Here is a 17,302-nt window from a genome sequence, read left to right as displayed (position 1 = left end):
TTTCAGGCTGTTGAGGATTACCTGGAGCGCATTGAGTTGGGGGTTTATCAGTGAACCCCTTGCCCTGGGCTAATTCCTGGTACGCCTGGAGACTTGACCGAGAGGTATACAAGGACAGCTGGGACAGCGGCATTGGCGCACAAAAACTAGGAGGTCGATGGAATCCACCGGGGCGTAAGGTCGTCTACGCTTCGGCTGATCCTTCAACTGCCATCCTTGAAGTGGCGGTACATTCCGGTTTTGACGTGCTCGATACTATTCCTTATGTCCTTACCTGCTTTGAGGTGCTTGATAAGAGCCTTATCAAGGTCGTACAGGCCGGTGATATGCCTAATCCCAACTGGCTTACGCCTGCTACTTCATCGCCGAACCAGCAAAGGTTTGCAGATATGTATCTAGCAGAACATCCGTTCCTGCTTATTCCTTCGGCTGTTACGCGCTATTCCTGGAATTTACTAGTTAGCTGTGAGCTGGCTGAGGGTAAGTACCGGCTGGTCAGCCAGGAGCGTTTCGGCCTGGATACTCGCCTCGTCAATGCCTGAAAGACCATAGTGGCTATCGCTTGCTCTATGCTGATTCTGATAGGAACTAAACACATCGTGATAGTTAGATTCGTGTCAATCAGAGACGATGCGTGGAGTGACGCTGGAGTCCTTGCCGCCACTCCATGCCACGACTGGGTGCCAGCCTTGCTTGATCAGTGAGCTGATGGCCCGCACAGCCCGCTCGATCTTCTGCTCCAGTGAGCGCTCGGGCAGCTGGAGGGCTACCTCACTTTGAGGGAAGGCAAAGGCGTCTTGTGTAGGTTGGAAGGCGGTCATCGCAGGCTCCTGGCCGTGTCCGATAACTCCACCTTGCCCTACAAATCCGCTGATGCAAGTCCGCTCAGCCTGATAAATTTTGCCAGATAAAGCAGTTATTTTCGCGGATAGAGAATGTATAAGGTGTACATCTGGATTTATTGGTGCTTGTTAATATCCCACAGCCCAAACCAGAGTACAGCCTGTGCCGACATGCCGACCGTGAGAATGAAAAGCGCCACAACCATGACTGTCCAATACGACATGAAGTAACCATAACAGGCTACAACTGCGGCCAGTATTCCTATCAGAAGAGGTATGCGTCTAAGCCAGCGGATCTCGTGGTGTACCCGTGCGTCCAGCATGGCGATCAACTCTTCCCTGTCCTTGTGCATGATGTTTCCTTGATTTCCTTGAAGCGTAGCGATGCGGATGTGTCTGTGTGCAGGATAGACACCGAAACGTTAGTGCCGTTGCCGTCTGAGTAGCCACTTGCATCACAGGATTTGGATGTTAGCGTCGATAGGAACCAACAAAATGCGAGCAACCCATGCCTATCCAAGAATCTTGCGAATGCTGTGGTGACAACCTGAAAGCAGGGCAAACAGGAGAATGTGATTTCTGCCGCCATGAAGGCCTTTTGATCGATCTGTGCGGGGGCCTTGATACTGAAGCCTACCAGCTGATCGAGAAGAAACGGCGCACTGGGGATGATGCCCGCTTTAATCCAGTAACGACCGCTATGCAGGTGCGGTTTGATATCAGCAAGGTGACTGTCGAGCTACTGGAGAGCTCTGCTGCCATGTCCGATATGGACGAGGCATTGATCGCTATCCAGTCTGCGTGCGGGATAGAAACGGGTGATCTGGCGGGTCTGTTTTTCAGTGGAGAGCAGTGGTCCGAGACCACGGGTACTGCCTGGCTGGAGCGAGGCGAGGCTGAACGGCTAAGGTTGCTGCATGACTACCTTGCGTTTGAGCAGAAGTTTCGCGCGGCCTTCTCAGCTACGTCGGAGTAGAACCATGCAAACACTTAAGAAGGTTGTTCAGAAAGCTAAGTGGTTGGATTTTCCCGGCATCAGTACAACCTACCATTTGGATAGGCATCGCAACGGATTGCGGGTCGTTGTTCTGGAACTGGAGGGCTTACCAACAGTGGCCCGTTTGATCGAAGGCGATGGTTGTACCCAAAACTTCACTGTATACGCTCAGGGAATACTCTAGCTCGGGCAGTGTGGCGTGCATTAATACGTGTGTTCGTGCTAATTACCGTAAATCTATATGAAACACACGCGGAGTCTTCTTATCCTTTAGTTAAATTCTGATAATTAAGGAACCGAGTCATGGCACTACCGACAGTTGAAGCAGCTCTGGCACTGGATGGAAAGATCTTTGCGATGTTAACGCCTGAGGAAAAGAGATTGCTCCACTTCTACCGAGCGCACGGCCGCAAGTATGGTGTTTCGGCGAGCATCATCAACAAGGCCGATCCTGACGATTTGGCCCGGGCTAGAACAGAGGCTCAGGCGGAGGAAATCATGCGTCGAGCCAATAGCATCGTGTCTGTCGTCCGAAGTTAAGGGACTCCATTTGCCTCAAGCAAGAAGGCGCGTTTGCATTCTTGTAAATACACTCTAGGGCAGAGCTTTGAAGTACTGGCTATCGAGGTGGATGACTATCAGGAAGGATTGAAGATGGCTGTGATGTTTTATGGGGCAGGTGAACACCCAGCAGGATTTGTTGGCTACCGGGTAGCGACTACGTTGGGAGAGGAATCCGAGTTTCGACAGCGCTACTTTGGCCTATCTGAATACAGTCCCGCTCAGGCGCATAGCCTGGCTGAATCGCTCGACAGGAAATGGCGTACCGAAGCCGAAGCGGTCAAGCGCGCCAAAGGGCTGCGTCAAGGTCGTCCCAAAGGTGGGCCGGGTGTACTGGCCATGGGGTTCCGGGCGGCATTCAAGGTTGAGCGTGGCCGCAAGGGTCACTATGGAACCTACATCACTCCCTGTTTTGTTGTTGCCAATTCCGGGTATGGCAAAGGGGAGACACGGTTTCTAACCTCGGTACATGGCTTTGACGGTGCTTTTGCAGCGGCAGTAGATCACTACTGCAAGGTGTACACCCTCAACGACGAGGAGCGAAAGATCCTCCTTGCAAAAAAGCCCAGCCGGGACCTTTTTGTACATACGCTACGGTTGGGACTACTCAAGCGCGGCCACATCATTACCGCTGCCGAGGTAGCCCGAAAGCTTGATCCTCAATCCTGGTAGGAAAGTCTATGAATTACTTGCCGCTTGCGTTGGTTTTCGCTTTCAGCCTCTCGGGGTTGATGCTGCAAAGGAAACTGCCTCGCGATGCGTTTCTGTACAATTTATAGGTACAGATGACTTCCGCCTGAGCCAAAGACTACAGATCTAAGAAACATCTTGAATACCGAAATAGTACGAAGGGATTTGACGTGAAAAATAGGGACATACCGATTAGGTACTTTGCTGTTTTTTTTCCTGTTGGAATATTGGTTTTATTGCGATCTTGTTACTCGCCGCACCTTTGAGAAGTTTTTGGTTAACCATATATGGTGGGCTGATGGCTTCCTGCGTCCTTTTATTAATGTTAGGTAAATATCTCTATCAATTTGACGGAGACCTACTACAAAAAATAGGACTTATCTTTGCATCGACAAGCTTCTTGATAGGTGGCTTTTTCGTTGGCGCTGCATTCTTTCTTGGCTTAAGCGTCTCCCACTAACGGGCGATTAATAATTCTGTGAATTGGGCTGGGGTGATTTGGCCTTTCTTGCATACCTGGCGCCAATGCCCTTGCATACCGGATTTCCCGTGAGAGAGTAGAAGTGTCTTCCACTTTCAGGACCTCTCCCATGAATACGAAGCAGCTCATCATCATTTACATCGCCGCCCTAAGCGTGACCTGGTGCCTGGGTCACATGCTGGATATATACACCTCTATCAGCCGTTCTCCTCATGGTTAGCCTGTTGCTGGCGCTGGGTTGGTTGGTTGGTTGGTTGGTCGCACAGCTGATCAAGGAAGAGGAGCCTGCGACTCAAAAGACCTCAGCTCGGCCTGCAACGGGGCGTCAGCACAGGAGCGCCTCCCGCGCCAGCAGCTATACCTCTCGCAGCTACGCCTCTCAATCAGGTAGCTCCTCAAACAGCAGCGGTGCCGATTTGACGACTCTTGCTGCGCTGGCAATGCTCAGTGATACCGATACGGGGCCTACTTGTACCGGGGGCGTCAATGATTCAGGTAGTTCCTGTGGAGACGGTGGCAGTGGCGGCGGTGATTGATCAGGCCGAGTATTTGCACCCATCCATATGCCACGAGGACATCAGCGTGAGTGAATATTTTGAGTGGGAAGAAGCCGTCGTCGAGAAGGTCGCCGCTGTATTGGATATAACATATTCAGATGCCTCGGCCATTGTAGGGGCTCAGTTGTTCATAATGCAGCAAGCATGGAGCATGGGCATGGAAATAGATCAAGTTTCGAAGAGCACCATTGGCGCTGCTTGATGCAATACTATGGCTATTTATAGTATTTATTCTGGAGTCTTGGTTCTATAGACAATTAATCAGTTTTATAGGATTAATCTGTGCATGGGTTTGAGGAGTTTATATGAATCTTTATCACTACACTTCGGTCACGTTAGCTGGCTCAATATTTAATACTAGCTTATGGCTTGGACAATACTTGGCTCAAAATACTAAGAAGTATGGCCATTGTGTTTGGCTGACGACTCACCCAGAGCCTAAAGGCCACGGATTATTAACTGGCGAGAAGTTGAGTATTGATGATGTACAATTTCTCCAAGAAATAGGCGCACCTGCAAAGAATTTGACTACCCATAATAAAACACAGGTACGAATAACAATTAATTCTGAAAAATTGGATTCATGGAGTTCCGAAAACCTCAAAGTTTCAGGCTTGATAAAATACTCAAAATTTAGTAAGCAGCTGGGTGAATCAGCAATCTGGCGTAAAACTTATGGCCTTTCCTGTGTCTATAAATTAGAAGCGCTGAGCGATGATGAACTTCGCAGATACATGAAACAGGCAAAGACTATGGAGGACACATGGTATTTATATTTCGGCTCTATCCCTCCAGAGTTATTTGAAGAGGTTTCCTTCCAGACGTCCGCAGGCTTTGTGGCATATGATTTTGAGACGCACGGTCGTAAAGCATACGAGTCATGTGGCCTCCATGTTATTGAAAAGCCATTACTGGCTCAATTTCATGAACTGTGCCCGCCTTTAAATAAGTTTGATATACCTTACGCGGCGGTCTTCTGCGCAAACCATGAAAGTCAGCCAAGCGTTTCTTTTCAAGGAAGAGGTGCAACGTGGGATATTGATATGAAAGAATTTCATGTAAAATCTAGGCTTGGTGAGTTGCCCTCAAATATCGACTTGATTGTCGACTGGACTCGTCGGAATCAGGATGAATTGATGAGCCTTTGGCCCGCAGCTGTAGCGTCTTATAACCGCTACTATCCAGACAAACCTGCATCATTATAGATTTATTGACCTCAAGTGACGAAGCTCAGGCAGTTGTGGTGCAAAGTAACTTGCTCACCTGTATGTCTTTATCTCGAAGCTTGATATTTGCTTAGCAGAAGAAAGTTTATAAAGCATACATATACGTCGTGATCCCGAGCGACATCGTGCCTATCTGGATAGGATGCGTGAATATCGTCGGCGCAGTGTGCTCAAGCGTGAGTAGTGGTCTGCTCACGCCCCTAACAGGTGTGTCCTATCTTTGATCGCTCTCCGTGCGAAGCACCCAGTCTGCATCAACATGGATAAACGCAGGGATAGCCAGCCACATACGGATGCTCTGTGAGATGGCATACAGCTCGTGCGTGTCGATTTCTCCAATGCAAGTGATCAGCCCTGGATAGACCTGAGAGGGATCATCCTGGCCGGGTATGCAGTCAGCCCATACCAGCTCACCGCGGCTGTTGATCCAGAAAAATAGCCCATCCTCTACATTGGCCACGGTTCCTGAGGGCAACGGTAGTAGCACCTCTTTCAATCGGGACGCCTCTCGTTCCATCTGCTCACGCGATGCCGCCGTAACCGCCATGACTTCAGCCGCTGTCAGCTCGATCCCGGTAACCTTTTTAACTCGCGCTTCGAGTGGCTCGAAGCCCTCGCTGAATGGGGCAGGAAGGGTAGCTGAGCCTATCTGGATACGGCAGTGGCTGATCTCACCGGTTGGGTTCAGAATCTTTTGAACGATTACGGTGGGGCGTTCACTCATGATGTTCTCCTTGGCTTGGCTGTATACCTAAGGTCTCACGAGTTCTCGATGATGCAAGTTTGTCCATGCAGCATTCGGAGCGCAGGGTTCAGACAAGCTGCACGTCCTTTGCCGCAGTATGCCGAAGCAGGCAGAATTTTCAGCGAAGAGGAAAAGCGCAAGGCGGGCATTCGGGCCTGGGTAGCCCCCAGATCGAGGCGCTGGAGCCGCAGCACTATCGCAACATGGTTCGTACAGAGTTGAACATAAATCACCTGGCTCCTGGCTCCTGGCTCCGGGCGCTCAGGAGCTGCCCTGTGAAATAGCTTGATCTAGGTGCGAGGCATGTAATACTGTAAATGCATACAGTATAGGGTTGTACACATGGCAAAGAAAACCGGGTCGGCTCCACCTGCTCCCAAACCCTATGAAGTTTTGGCGATGCGTCTTCAGCGCGTGATTAACAGTCCAGCTGCTCAAAGGTCTAAAACAGCCCTGCTTGAACGGCTGGAAAGCGATCCAGAAGACGCCTGGGATCGCGTTATGGAGGAGCAGGGTGACACTGACAACGTGACCCTGGCTTTTCGCGATGATGGCAATGTTCAGATTTTCTGGACGGTTCCGCAGGAAGGCTGACCGTACCTTCTCTCACTCTTCGGTCAAAGCGACTCTCAACTACGCACCGTCCAAAGCTGATCCAGCCGTGTAGTGTAGCTCTGGCTCATCAGCTCACGCCGCATGGCCCAGCCGGGTTGAGCTGTAATACGCGCAGGGCGGAGCATGCCTTTGCCGAACTTGCGGTTAATACTGTCCATGGTGCTCATGAGCCGGTCGGCGCCTGCTGACTGCTCGGGCTGGAACAGGTCCATGGAGTATTCGCCACGCTGCTTTAAGTCCATGAGCAGGATCTCGGATTTGGCGTAGCCATAGCCTTCGCGGTAGATGTGTTTCAGTCCGTGCAAGGCGTACTGGACCAGTACACGGGTGTCATCGGTTGGGTAGGGCAGGTTAAGGATAGCCCCGTTGGAGTAGCGCTCCTCAGGCGGGCCTTGCATACCCGTCTGAATGCCCACACGCATGACCTGACAGAGTGAATGCTGCGCCCTGAGCTTTTCCGCTGCCCGAGCCGTATAACTGGCTACCGACTCTGCCACGGCTGAAAACATGTACTGGCGCTGGCCAAACATGCGGCTGGTACAGATCATCTGCTTGGGTGGTGCGACTTCTTCCAGATCGATGCATGAGATGCCGCGCAGCTCACGTACCGTTTTTTCCAAAACTACACTAAACATCTTTCGGATTGACCACGCGTCATACTGAGCGAGGTCCCATGCCTTCTCGATCCCCAGCATGTTGAGCTTTTCAGTAAGCCTTCGCCCAACACCCCAGACCTCGCTGACCTCAATATACTGCAAGGCTCGGTTGCGCCTGTCCGGGTCTCTCAGGTCCAGTACACCACCGGTAGACTTGTACCAGCGTTTGGCAGCGTGGTTGGCCAGCTTGGCCAGCGTCTTGGTATTGGCGATGCCTACACCTACCGGAATACCGGTGCACTTGAAAACATGTTCCTTAATCATGCGGCCCATTGCTTCCGGCGAGCCTGGAATACCGGTAAGGTCGGCAAAGGCCTCGTCGATGCTGAATACCTCCAGTCGAGGAACCAGCGACTCTATAGAGGCCATGACCCTCGCTGAAAGATCACCATAAAGCGCATAATTGGAGCTAAACGCTTGAACTCCAAGGCGTTTTAGCTCGTCCCTGATCTGGAAATAGGGCGTTCCCATCTTGATGCCCAGTTTCTTTGCCAGTGAGCAACGCGCAATAACACAGGCATCGTTGTTGCTTAAAACGACGATTGGAATGTGTTTTAGGTCGGGCCTGAATACCCTCTCACACGATGCATAGAAGCTATTACAATCTATAAGGCAATAGATTTTATCAGACATGACCGCGATGTGTCCGCAGACTGCACCGCACAACACCCCAGACCTCAAGGTCATCGCCTTCAAGGACAAGGCGGGGTTGGTAAAGAGGATTATCGGAGAGAAGCGCCAGCGTTTCGCCAACCTTGCCAAGTCGCTTCACAACTGGCTCGCCATTGATGGCAGCAATGATCACGTCACCCTGTACTGCATCAGCTGATCGATCAACGACCAGCAGATCACCGTCGTAGATGCCACTCCCAATCATGCTGTCGCCGTGGGCACGCACCAGATAGGTGTGTGGTGCCTGAATCTCAAGCAGATGGTCCAGCGATATGCGCTCCTCGATGTGGTCCTGGGCGGGACTGGGGAAACCTGCTGGAACGCGATACCCGTAAAGCGGGAGGGTTAAATCCGTGGCCGAAAGCGGGCCTAAAACGGTGACGTGGTTAGAGTGCATGACGACATCCGAGCGACATGGTTATGTGTATTTATATACAGCATGGTCATGTATACAGTTCCCGTCAATGTTTCAACCCATGCAAAAGAGCACAGCAAACATTTCTCGTTAAACGAAAAAGCTCATTTTTAGGCGATGAACGCGTAAGTATCCAAACAAATGCTATCTAAATGGCATCACTTGCCGAGAGGGAAGAATTACCGCTGGGGTATAGCCTAATGACTACACAAAAATAGCTATGATCCTCCGTTTGGTTGTTATTGTTTCAACCGCTGTGTTGGAGATCGTTGACTGAGTAAAAGAAGCTAATTAAACTCCTCTGTGGATGAGGAGTTACTAACCGTATTGCCCCAGCGTCAGAGAAGAAATCGGGGGTAAAAGCGAGTCCTCTTGCGGCGTCCGCATACTCTGGCCACCCACATTCATGAGGTGGTTTTTTGTATGTTGAAGCGTCAGCTTTATCTTCTGCTACTGGTCTTAGGAACTGCTTTCTGGGGTATTTCCTTTTCTCTTGTTAAAACCGGTGTGGCGGATGGATCACCCTTTGTTTTCCTTGCCTACAAATTCGGAATCGCTGTCCTTGTTCTAGCAATTATCTTTGCAAGACGGCTAATGCAACTTACTTGGCATACGGTTTTTGCAGGAAGTCTAATTGGATTGCCGCTTTTAATAGGAAATGTATTACAGACCATTGGTCTACAGCACACCAGTGTCACGAATTCCGCTTTTATTACTGGCCTAGACGTTTTGTTAATCCCACTCTTTAAGTGGAGCATTTTTAAAAAGCCAGTCCCTAAGCGCGTTTGGCTTTCATGTGTAATCGCTTTAACCGGGCTTTACCTTATCGTAGCTCGAAATGGTCTTCACTTGAATGTGGGCGACCTTTGGACGATGGCTTGCGCCATATTTTTCGCAAGCTATGTTCTCTCAGTCGGGTATTTTTCAAACAAGCACGATGCAATGCTAACCGTAGTTATAGCATTAGCCGTATGTAGCCTCGGATGTTTGTTTGCTGCAATGCTTGATAAGCGGGCTATCTGGGTGCCTGCCGAACCGTTTTTCTGGCGGGGAGTTCTCTTTGCCTCTTTATTCGCAACAGCCTACATGTATGCCGTTCAAAGTGCTGCCCAGCGATACCTTGAGGAAGAAAAGGTAGCACTAACGTATCTATGCGAGCCGGTTTTTGCCGCATTTGCTGGCATGCTGTTACTCGGAGAATCCCTAAGCTTACGTACTGTTATAGGAGCGGTTTTTATTCTTACAGCGTTAGTGCTTGCTGAAATTAATATCAATAAACAGCAAGCCTGATATGATGCGAAATTGCATTTCACTTGACCACCTGTTTGCATTCGACCTGACTGCCAATAGTATCGGATTTGACCAGCACGCTTCGTGGCCGTGACCGACAGAACACGGCCAAAGCGACCTTAGGCCAACGTCGGATGACTACCTTAATTAGCTTCTGTAAGGAGGTTAATTGAGAGGATGTGGCCGATGAGAGGTTCGCCATAAAAAAACCGGATGGAATCGGCCATGCTTACTCGGCGAACTCACATAATCCAGCATTCCTTCTAGCGTTGTCTCGCCACCTATCACCCATTGACTGAGCACAGCGCTCTTCCTGCCCGCTTGCGCTTAAACCCCGCACTTTACGCTAGGTTTTAATTAGGCGGCGCATATCGATATGCGGAATATCATCCTCAAGGTACTCCTCACCCTCGGCGACAAAACCATATCTGCTGTAATAGCTTTGCAGATGCGCCTGCGCCGAGAGGTAGATAGGCGCGTTTGGCCAAAGCTTGTGCGCACGCAATAACCCTTGGGCGATGAGTTCATGGCCCAGTCCCTGGCCGCGGGCCAAAGGTGAGGTTACCACACGACCGATCACCACTTCGCCCTTGCAGGCGACCGGATCAAGCAGGCGCAGGTAAGCGACCAGACGGTCGCCCTGCCAGCCCATCAAGTGGTTGGTATCATCTCGCAGGTCCAACCCGTCTATGTCCTGGAAAGGGCATTGCTGCTCGACTACAAATACTTCGGTACGCAGATGCAGAATCCGGTACAGCTGTACGATGCTTAGTTCAGCATGGTGTTTGCAGACCCATTCTATGGTCATGTGTACTCCTGAATAAATGTTGCAGTTTGCCAAGCCGCTACCTAAATTGGCGGCATGAAGTGAGGTTGTGGGTGGATACGCTTTCCAGCTAGGTAGCATGCGCATGTAGTCCAAATGCCACGCATTGCCGCTGCTGGCAAAACCTCTGGTTCCGCTTCTCCGAGGTAGTGGTCAGTGCATGAAAACCGGTGCTCATGCGCCGGAAAACATCAGTTTCGCTCCAGCAGCGCCGAAAACCAGTGCAAGCGTACCTTCTATCCACCGTCGTGCTCGTCGATAGGCAAGCACCATCGGGGCCGTCGAAAAGACGATGGCATAGCCGCAGAAGATCGTAATGCTCAGCACCGCACATCCTGCCAGGACAATCCCGACCCCTCAGGCCCCAGACCGAGGGTCATGGTAGCTAGCCAGCCAAGCAGCGCTTTAGGGTTAGTCAGATGCATCAAGAGACCGCGTTGAAACAGCTTAAAACCTGAGATATTTGCAACAGCCGCTGTTTCCGCTTCGTGTTGGCTATTGGACGTCAGCGCCGAGCGGCACGCCTTGACCGCAAGGAACAGCAGGTAAGTGCCCCCAATCACTTTCAAGGCAGTTATGGCTTCTGCATACTGAGCAAGGATCGCAGAAATCCCCAGCGCTGCCATCGCCCCCCAAAAGAAGGACCCGGTAATGACACCGGCCGCTAGCATGAGCGCTGGCTGCCTGCCACGGTGCATTGCAACGCCCATAATTCTCATGTTGCTAGGCCCAGGGCTTGCTGCCCCCACGATGTAGGTTGTGAATACGATGATGAGGTGATGGATTTCAATCGACATTCATTGCTCCTGACCGCGCACGGACTTTATTGAGTGGTATAGAGGGGTCTACCCTTCACTTGAAGGTCCGTGAATCTCTGCGACAGACATAGTGAATACCAGCTTCGATCTACCACCGTTTGAATACGTATGAGGGACGTCCGTTCTGGCCACTGCAGAACATCCCTTCGTTACCTTTAGCTTGATCCCCCCTACCTCAACATGCAGGACTCCTGTCTCGACATGAAACAGCTCGGATGTGCCTGGAGGGTGCCCCAAGGAAACGAATCTCTCGCCTGGATATAGCTCCCATCGCCATAGCTCAATCATGTTCGGGCCGCTGGTACCTGCAAGCAGACGCGCTGAGCCTCCCAAAGGCCCAGTCCAGAGAATGGGAATATCTTGGCTCCTGATGAGGTGTGCCGCAGGATTGTCGGCAACGTCCACAATATCTGCCACCGAAAGCCCCAGCGCAGCGGCAATCTTGCACAGGATCGCAATACTAGGATTCGCAGTGCATTTCTCGATCTCTACGACCATTCCCTTGCTTACCCCCGAACGGCGGGACAGTTCATCCAGCGTGATGTGCTGCGCTTGCCGTTCCTGCTTCAGCTTGCGTGATACCGCTTGGCTCACCTTCTGCACGTCAGCGCCAGGCTCGGTCGTTATATTGACTTTTTTGGTCATTAATAGCTAGCATCGAATTGAATTTCAAAAGTAAAGGGATTCTCTGATGTTGTCTGTATCGCCGTCAATCGACCCTAGTGTAGCTAGCCTTGCACCGGGCTTCAGAGCACTGAGCATTGTGGTCGAAGCTGCACCGATGACTCATCCGCACATTGCCGTCGATTGGCTAGCCCAGGCGTGTAGGGTGGTCCAGGCAGGCGGCGCGGACTGGGCTGAAGCTCACCTCAGGGCTTGGGCAGACCTCTATCGGCAATTTGGTGCCAAGCCTCAACGCACTCCGTGTTCTGCGGATGCGTTACGCAAGCGGGTACTGCGAGATGGCAGTCTTCCCAGCATCGACCCGGTAGTCGATCTCTACAATGCCATTAGCCTTGAATATGCAATCCCTGTCGGTGGTGAAAACGCTGAAGCTTACGTTGGGTCACCGCGGTTGGTGATAGCCAACGGAACCGAGCCATTCGACACCATAAAGGAGGGCGCCCCTTCCCATGAATACCCCGACATAGGCGAAGTCATATGGCGTGACGACCAAGGCGTTACCTGTCGCCGCTGGAACTGGCGGCAAGGCGTCCGGACCCGCCTGGATGCCCAGGCGAAGCATATGTGGTTCATCCTTGAAAGCTTGCCTGCAATGCCACTGGAAGCGCTCATCGAGTCTGGCGACAGACTTAGTGAGGGCTTACGACTAATAATGCCAGGTGCTCAGATTGAGTGTGCGCTGATAGAAGCCAGTGCCCACTAACCCGCTGGATCGAGGATTAACAATGTTCAACGGCCTAAGCGCTTTTCCTTTGACCCCCATGAATGAAACAGGCGTAGACGAGCAGGCTTTTACTCGTCTGGTCGAAAACCTCGTGCTGGCCAATGTCTCATCTATCGGAGCACTCGGTTCCACTGGTAGCTACGCCTATCTGTCTCGCACAGAGCGGCAACGCGTCGCCCAGATAGCGGTAGAGTGTGCCGGCGAGATTCCGGTCATGGTCAGTATCGGTGCCGTGCGTACACGCGATGTCCTGGACTTGGCTGAGGATGCTCAGCAGGTGGGGGTCAAAGCGTTGCTTCTGCCGCCTATGTCCTATCAAAAACTGACGGATGAGGACGTTTATTCGCTGTACCAAGCGGTGACTTCCAATATCTCTGTCCCATTGTGCGTCTACGACAATCCAGGGACGACACATTTCGAGTTCAACGATGAGCTCCATGGCCGTATAGCGCATCTCCCATGGGTGGGCTCCATTAAAATTCCAGGCGTTTCCGTAGTACCGGATGAGGCAAAAGCGCGTGTGGATCGGTTGCGAGCGGTTATTCCCAAGCATGTCACCATTGGAGTGAGTGGTGATACGCTTGCAGCCACTGGCCTGAATGCAGGGTGCGAAGCCTGGTACTCGGTGATGGGCGGGCTGTTTCCCAATACGGCAAAGATCATGACCGACACGGCATTGACGGGCAATGCGGCAGAGGCCACGCGCTTGTCACGAAGGTTAGAACCCTTATGGGCATTGTTCCGGGATTGTGGGGGTAGTCTACGAGTGATCGCGACTGCGGCAGAGCTGCGTCAGTTCACCACTACCCCAAGCCTGCCGTTGCCACTACGGACCTTCACGGGTGAGACACGTCAGCGAATTGCAGCAGTGATCGATGAGCTCGAATTAAGTTAGATTTTCGACCGTGGGGAGGGAGCACCCTCAAGGCGAGGGGCTTGCTCGCTTGCTCAGCTACACGGTCTCTACTAGAGCACAGTAGTATTTTTCGCTGCATTGCTTTGTCTATGTCGAGGCGCGCAGCCACTCCAGCAGGTCGGTTTGCAGGCTGTTGGGCTGTGGGGGGTGAGGAGAAAACAGGCAGTAGTATGACCCGTCCTCCACAAAACCCAACGGCGCAGACAGTACCCCTGTGTCCAAGTCATCGCGGACAAGATGCCAAGGACCGATAGCCACACCTAGCCCGGCCACGGCGGCCTGCAAACTAAAGTAGAAATGTTCGAACGTCTGTCCGGCCGTCTCCGGAGCGGGCTTGCCTACGGCAGATGCCCATTCCTGCCACGCGCTCAAGCGCGAGCGGGTATGCAGACACGGGGCGGTAGCTTTGAGCACGGTCCCGGACTTTCTTTGCGTGAACCATTCTGCTGCCTTGTCGGCGCGGCAAACCGGTCCCACTTTTTCCGCGAACAAAGGTTCCACGTGGTAGCTGGCGGGCCAAGGGAAGTCGTCCCGGCGTATGGCCAAGTCAATCCCATTGACGAAGCTGAACGGGCCTCCACCGGCCACTAGGTGCACATCGACCTCCGGGTGCAACGTCTGGAAGGCCGACCAGCGCGGAATCAGCCAGCGCATGAGCAGAGTGGGCTCACAGGACAGCACCCAGCGCCGCCCTTGTCGAGCATTGGCACGCAGATCGCTGACTGCCTCCCGCATCAGATCCAAACCACTACCGACAGCTTGCGCAAGTGTGCGGCCGGCATCATTCAAATACACGCGTCGGCTGCGCCGATCGAACAAGGCTACCCCGAGTTCGTCTTCCAGCAGGCGCACAGCACGACTGACTGCGCCCGGAGTTAGGTGCAACTCGTCCGCCGCCCGGCTGAAATTCTCTAGGCGGGCAGCCGCCTCGAAGCAGCGCAGCGCAATCAACGAGGGCAATCTCGCATTGTACAATAGTGAGTCTGACTCACCATTACTATCAGAAATCATCGCTGTTCACCAAGCATAGTGCTGGATAACATCCTGTAAATTCGTCAATTTTATACAGAATACGCCATGACTGAACTGATAGCTGTAATCACTATAACTATACTTGCCGTTATCAGCCCGGGGCCGGACTTTGCGATGGTATCGCGCAACAGCCTTATGCTCTCGCGGCGCGCTGGTGTGCTGACGGCATTAGGGATCGGGCTGGGTGTGCTCGTGCACCTCACGTACACCCTCGTAGGCGTGGGCCTGCTAATCCAACAATCACTTTGGTTATTCAATGCAATCAAGCTTGTTGGGGCCGTTTACTTGGTCTATCTCGGCGTAAAAATGCTCCGTTCTAAACCCAGCCGTGTACTGGCCGACCGCGCCGTGGCGTCGCTTTCAGATGCAGCTGCCTTGCGTACTGGCTTTCTTACCAATGCGCTCAATCCAAAAACCACCATATTCATCGTCAGCCTATTCATGCAGGTAGTACGACCTGAAACGCCACTGGCGATGCAAATCGGCTATGGGGCTTTCATCTCAGTGGCACATATAGCGTGGTTCAGTTTAGTAGCGCTTTGCTTCTCTGCCGGGCCCGTGCGGGATCGGCTACTGGCTGGGCGTCACTGGATCGACCGCACGTTCGGCGCACTTCTGGTCGGATTTGGGATTCTACTGGCTGTAGCAAACGGGCCGTCGCGTTCATAAGGTTGCTGCTAAAAATCGAGATAGCGCACCGGATGTCCCGTTCGCTCGATTCGCTAAAGGTAAGCAGACATAGGTTAGCTTCTGCTCTAACAACTCTCCCTGCGCAGCACCGACACCGCATAAATACCGACTTTCACACCAAAAGATATAGCCATGAGCGATGTCTGGCAGGCTCGCTGCGCACGATTCGTAGCGGGAACGCCGACTTTGCATTTGCTCACTGCCATGACCGCCCATAGCTGGCCGTGAGCTGCCCTTCCCAAACGGCAGCTATGGGTCGTCTTCTGCTGGTCATGATCAAGAAGCGTACTGGTCGAATCCGTCCTAAAGGACTGGTCAGGTCGAATGCAAACGGGCGGGCAAGTCTGTTCAACTACCTAGCCAGGAACTCTATTGCCGCGTTGAGTCCTGCCTTGTCACTCCATACCTGATGTTGCGAGCTATATGATAGTAAGTGAAAAGAGGGCATTTATAGCCCGATTAGCGTGGCCGACAACTACCTGAAAACAATAAAATATGAAAAAAGTTACCTAGTCTAACCAAATGATTTTTCGAGAAAAAATATATTATAACTGTTAGTAAGGCCCCGGAACTATTACAGTCGATCAGCGCAAAGATAGTCTCGTCAGACATGGCCGCGATGCGTCCGCAGACTACACCGCACAACGCCCCAGACCTCAAGGTCGTCGCCTTCAAGGATCAGCCGGGGGTGGTAGATAGGATTGTCGGAGAGAAGCGCCAGCGTTTCGCCAACCTTGCCGAGGCGTTTAACAACCGGCTCGCCATTGATGGCGGCAATGATCACGTCACCCTGTACTGCATCAGCTGATCGATCAACGACTAGCAGATCACCGACGTAGATACCACTCCCAATCATGCTGTCGCCGTGCGCACGTACCAGGTAGGTATGGGGCGCCTGGATCTCAAGCAAGTGGTCCAGCGATATGCGTTCTTCAATGTGGTCCTGGGCGGGACTGGAAAAGCCTGCTGGAACGCGATACCCGTAAAGCGGGAGGGTTAAATCCGTGGCCGAAAGCGGGCCTAAAATGGTGATGGAGTGGCTTTGCATGACGACATCCGAGCGACATGGTTATGTGTATTTTTATACAGCATGGCTATGCATACAGTTCCCGTCAATGTTTCCAACCCATGCAAAGGAGTAAAGCGAACATGCCTCGTTAAGCGAGAAAGGGTGTGTTTGGACGAGGTACGCTGGAGTATCCAAACAAATGCCATCTAAATGGCATCATCAATTGAAAGGGAATAATCTTTCAGCTTGAGGGTAAAATCAGGTGGTTGAGTATAGTCGTTAGGTGCAGCGAATAGGCGGTGTAGTCGTTTAAGTCCTCCTGCCTATTTATCGCTATACCCAGACGATAGCTGCTCGCTGTTACCGCTGGGGTACACCCTAATGACTACACAAGAAAAGCTATCATTCGAGTGAGCGAATCAGAACGACTAAGATATTTTCATTCGCTCGACAGACGCTTTAGATGACTGCCGCTGTGGTAGTTGAGGAAATCTTGCATAGCAGGCGATAGCTCTTCTACCGAAGCAATTTGCCAGAATCGTTCCTTTCCGAGAATCGGTTCAAATCTGTTTATGAGCTCTTCGGCAGCATTGTGACTGCTTGTTCGTAGCAAGTATTTGAATAAATCTTGGTTTTCACGCTTAGGGAGCTGAGCGGCCTGAGTCAGTATGAGCGCGAATCGATAATTCAATGGCCAGAGCTGCTTGAGAAAATCAATTCTGGCGGCAACTGGTAGTCCTATAAGCCAGTGTCTAACCAATCTGTCCATTTTAGATTGGCCAGACCTAGATGCTATTTGTTCTAGGCTAAAAGGTGGTTCGTTCATAGCATAAGTAACCTTAGAGCCGAAATGATT

General features: G+C 51.9%; 25 protein-coding genes. 13 read left to right on the top strand and 12 right to left on the bottom strand.

All coding sequences use genetic code 11. From position 1 onward, the window contains the following. The first annotated feature begins 50 nt into the window (after positions 1 to 50). A complete protein-coding gene (locus IQ22_RS20145; RefSeq protein ID WP_145145356.1) occupies positions 51 to 542 on the top strand; it encodes an RES family NAD+ phosphorylase in 492 nt (163 codons plus the stop codon). A 75-nt stretch (positions 543 to 617) separates the two neighbouring features. Here IQ22_RS20145 and IQ22_RS20140 read toward each other — a convergent pair whose 3' ends face one another. Together IQ22_RS20140 and IQ22_RS20135 are read right to left on the bottom strand one after the other, a co-directional pair. Continuing rightward, complete coding sequence (locus tag IQ22_RS20140; protein ID WP_145145354.1) at positions 618 to 821, bottom strand: hypothetical protein; 204 nt, start codon at positions 819 to 821, stop codon at positions 618 to 620. Positions 822 to 958: 137 nt separating this feature from the next. Beyond that, the gene (locus IQ22_RS20135; RefSeq protein ID WP_145145352.1) at positions 959 to 1,195 is read right to left on the bottom strand and encodes an MHS family MFS transporter; all 237 of its coding nucleotides are present in this window, start codon (positions 1,193 to 1,195) and stop codon (positions 959 to 961) included. 155 nt (positions 1,196 to 1,350) lie between these two features. Between IQ22_RS20135 and IQ22_RS20130 the strand changes: the two genes are divergently transcribed. The 7 genes from IQ22_RS20130 (at position 1,351) to IQ22_RS20100 (ending at position 5,333) form a co-directional block, all read left to right on the top strand. Next, positions 1,351 to 1,818, top strand: coding sequence for a hypothetical protein (locus tag IQ22_RS20130; RefSeq protein WP_244309309.1), 468 nt, complete (start codon positions 1,351 to 1,353; stop codon positions 1,816 to 1,818). Between the two features lie 4 nt (positions 1,819 to 1,822). Continuing rightward, complete coding sequence (locus IQ22_RS20125; RefSeq protein ID WP_145145350.1) at positions 1,823 to 2,023, top strand: hypothetical protein; 201 nt, start codon at positions 1,823 to 1,825, stop codon at positions 2,021 to 2,023. Between the two features lie 119 nt (positions 2,024 to 2,142). Continuing rightward, positions 2,143 to 2,379, top strand: a complete 237-nt coding sequence (locus IQ22_RS20120; protein ID WP_145145348.1) for a hypothetical protein — start codon at positions 2,143 to 2,145, stop codon at positions 2,377 to 2,379. Between the two features lie 33 nt (positions 2,380 to 2,412). Next, on the top strand, positions 2,413 to 3,072 hold the full coding sequence (locus tag IQ22_RS20115; RefSeq protein ID WP_145145346.1) for a hypothetical protein: 660 nt from the start codon (positions 2,413 to 2,415) through the stop codon (positions 3,070 to 3,072). A 711-nt stretch (positions 3,073 to 3,783) separates the two neighbouring features. Then, positions 3,784 to 4,107, top strand: coding sequence for a hypothetical protein (locus tag IQ22_RS20110; RefSeq protein WP_145145344.1), 324 nt, complete (start codon positions 3,784 to 3,786; stop codon positions 4,105 to 4,107). After that, the gene (locus tag IQ22_RS20105) at positions 4,091 to 4,330 is read left to right on the top strand and encodes a hypothetical protein (RefSeq protein ID WP_158635467.1); all 240 of its coding nucleotides are present in this window, start codon (positions 4,091 to 4,093) and stop codon (positions 4,328 to 4,330) included. Before IQ22_RS20110 ends, IQ22_RS20105 begins: the two co-directional genes overlap by 17 nt. 103 nt (positions 4,331 to 4,433) lie before the next feature. Next, the gene (locus IQ22_RS20100) at positions 4,434 to 5,333 is read left to right on the top strand and encodes a hypothetical protein (protein WP_145145340.1); all 900 of its coding nucleotides are present in this window, start codon (positions 4,434 to 4,436) and stop codon (positions 5,331 to 5,333) included. A gap of 235 nt (positions 5,334 to 5,568) precedes the next feature. Here IQ22_RS20100 and IQ22_RS20095 read toward each other — a convergent pair whose 3' ends face one another. Then, positions 5,569 to 6,078, bottom strand: a complete 510-nt coding sequence (locus IQ22_RS20095) for a hypothetical protein (RefSeq protein WP_145145338.1) — start codon at positions 6,076 to 6,078, stop codon at positions 5,569 to 5,571. Positions 6,079 to 6,441: 363 nt separating this feature from the next. Here IQ22_RS20095 and IQ22_RS20090 point away from each other — a divergent pair, with 363 nt between their 5' ends. Then, positions 6,442 to 6,693: a DUF1654 domain-containing protein gene (locus IQ22_RS20090; RefSeq protein WP_145145336.1), complete on the top strand. Its 252-nt coding sequence runs from the start codon at positions 6,442 to 6,444 to the stop codon at positions 6,691 to 6,693. 35 nt (positions 6,694 to 6,728) lie between these two features. Here IQ22_RS20090 and umuC read toward each other — a convergent pair whose 3' ends face one another. Then, on the bottom strand, positions 6,729 to 8,003 hold the full coding sequence (gene umuC / locus IQ22_RS20085) for a translesion error-prone DNA polymerase V subunit UmuC (RefSeq protein ID WP_145145334.1): 1,275 nt from the start codon (positions 8,001 to 8,003) through the stop codon (positions 6,729 to 6,731). Further along, positions 7,996 to 8,439 (bottom strand): LexA family protein, encoded by a 444-nt coding sequence (locus IQ22_RS20080; protein WP_145145332.1) that lies wholly within the window; start codon positions 8,437 to 8,439, stop codon positions 7,996 to 7,998. Before IQ22_RS20080 ends, umuC begins: the two co-directional genes overlap by 8 nt. A 441-nt stretch (positions 8,440 to 8,880) precedes the next feature. On the opposite strand from IQ22_RS20080, the gene IQ22_RS20075 reads away from it, so the two are divergent. Further along, positions 8,881 to 9,747: a DMT family transporter gene (locus IQ22_RS20075; RefSeq protein ID WP_145145330.1), complete on the top strand. Its 867-nt coding sequence runs from the start codon at positions 8,881 to 8,883 to the stop codon at positions 9,745 to 9,747. A gap of 346 nt (positions 9,748 to 10,093) precedes the next feature. Here the strand turns inward: IQ22_RS20075 and IQ22_RS20070 are convergent, their stop codons facing one another. The 4 genes from IQ22_RS20070 to IQ22_RS20060 form a co-directional block, all read right to left on the bottom strand. Continuing rightward, positions 10,094 to 10,555 (bottom strand): GNAT family N-acetyltransferase, encoded by a 462-nt coding sequence (locus tag IQ22_RS20070; RefSeq protein WP_145145328.1) that lies wholly within the window; start codon positions 10,553 to 10,555, stop codon positions 10,094 to 10,096. Positions 10,556 to 10,747: 192 nt separating this feature from the next. Then, positions 10,748 to 10,900, bottom strand: a complete 153-nt coding sequence (locus tag IQ22_RS23650; protein ID WP_244309307.1) for a hypothetical protein — start codon at positions 10,898 to 10,900, stop codon at positions 10,748 to 10,750. After that, a complete protein-coding gene (locus IQ22_RS20065) occupies positions 10,894 to 11,370 on the bottom strand; it encodes a LysE family translocator (RefSeq protein ID WP_244309305.1) in 477 nt (158 codons plus the stop codon). Before IQ22_RS20065 ends, IQ22_RS23650 begins: the two co-directional genes overlap by 7 nt. Before the next feature lie 48 nt (positions 11,371 to 11,418). Further along, the gene (locus IQ22_RS20060; protein WP_145145327.1) at positions 11,419 to 12,036 is read right to left on the bottom strand and encodes a helix-turn-helix domain-containing protein; all 618 of its coding nucleotides are present in this window, start codon (positions 12,034 to 12,036) and stop codon (positions 11,419 to 11,421) included. Between the two features lie 46 nt (positions 12,037 to 12,082). On the opposite strand from IQ22_RS20060, the gene IQ22_RS20055 reads away from it, so the two are divergent. Together IQ22_RS20055 and IQ22_RS20050 are read left to right on the top strand one after the other, a co-directional pair. Then, positions 12,083 to 12,778 (top strand): B3/B4 domain-containing protein, encoded by a 696-nt coding sequence (locus IQ22_RS20055; RefSeq protein WP_145145325.1) that lies wholly within the window; start codon positions 12,083 to 12,085, stop codon positions 12,776 to 12,778. A gap of 22 nt (positions 12,779 to 12,800) precedes the next feature. Next, positions 12,801 to 13,694: a dihydrodipicolinate synthase family protein gene (locus IQ22_RS20050; protein WP_145145323.1), complete on the top strand. Its 894-nt coding sequence runs from the start codon at positions 12,801 to 12,803 to the stop codon at positions 13,692 to 13,694. Between the two features lie 108 nt (positions 13,695 to 13,802). On the opposite strand, the gene IQ22_RS20045 is transcribed toward IQ22_RS20050, so the two are convergent. Beyond that, on the bottom strand, positions 13,803 to 14,726 hold the full coding sequence (locus tag IQ22_RS20045; protein ID WP_145145321.1) for a LysR family transcriptional regulator: 924 nt from the start codon (positions 14,724 to 14,726) through the stop codon (positions 13,803 to 13,805). 66 nt (positions 14,727 to 14,792) lie between these two features. Here IQ22_RS20045 and IQ22_RS20040 point away from each other — a divergent pair, with 66 nt between their 5' ends. After that, complete coding sequence (locus IQ22_RS20040) at positions 14,793 to 15,416, top strand: LysE family translocator (RefSeq protein ID WP_145145319.1); 624 nt, start codon at positions 14,793 to 14,795, stop codon at positions 15,414 to 15,416. A 625-nt stretch (positions 15,417 to 16,041) separates the two neighbouring features. On the opposite strand, the gene IQ22_RS20035 is transcribed toward IQ22_RS20040, so the two are convergent. Next, positions 16,042 to 16,485, bottom strand: a complete 444-nt coding sequence (locus tag IQ22_RS20035; RefSeq protein ID WP_145145317.1) for a LexA family protein — start codon at positions 16,483 to 16,485, stop codon at positions 16,042 to 16,044. 400 nt (positions 16,486 to 16,885) lie between these two features. Then, entirely contained in the window at positions 16,886 to 17,272 is a 387-nt protein-coding gene (locus tag IQ22_RS20030; protein WP_145145315.1) for a hypothetical protein, read from the bottom strand. Between the last annotated feature and the right edge of the window lie 30 nt (positions 17,273 to 17,302).

This window comes from Pseudomonas duriflava (assembly GCF_007830155.1).
Classification (GTDB): Bacteria; Pseudomonadota; Gammaproteobacteria; order Pseudomonadales; family Pseudomonadaceae; genus Chryseomonas; species Chryseomonas duriflava.
The sequence above is the reverse complement of the archived record's forward strand: the minus strand, read 5'-3'. Positions and strand labels throughout refer to the sequence as shown.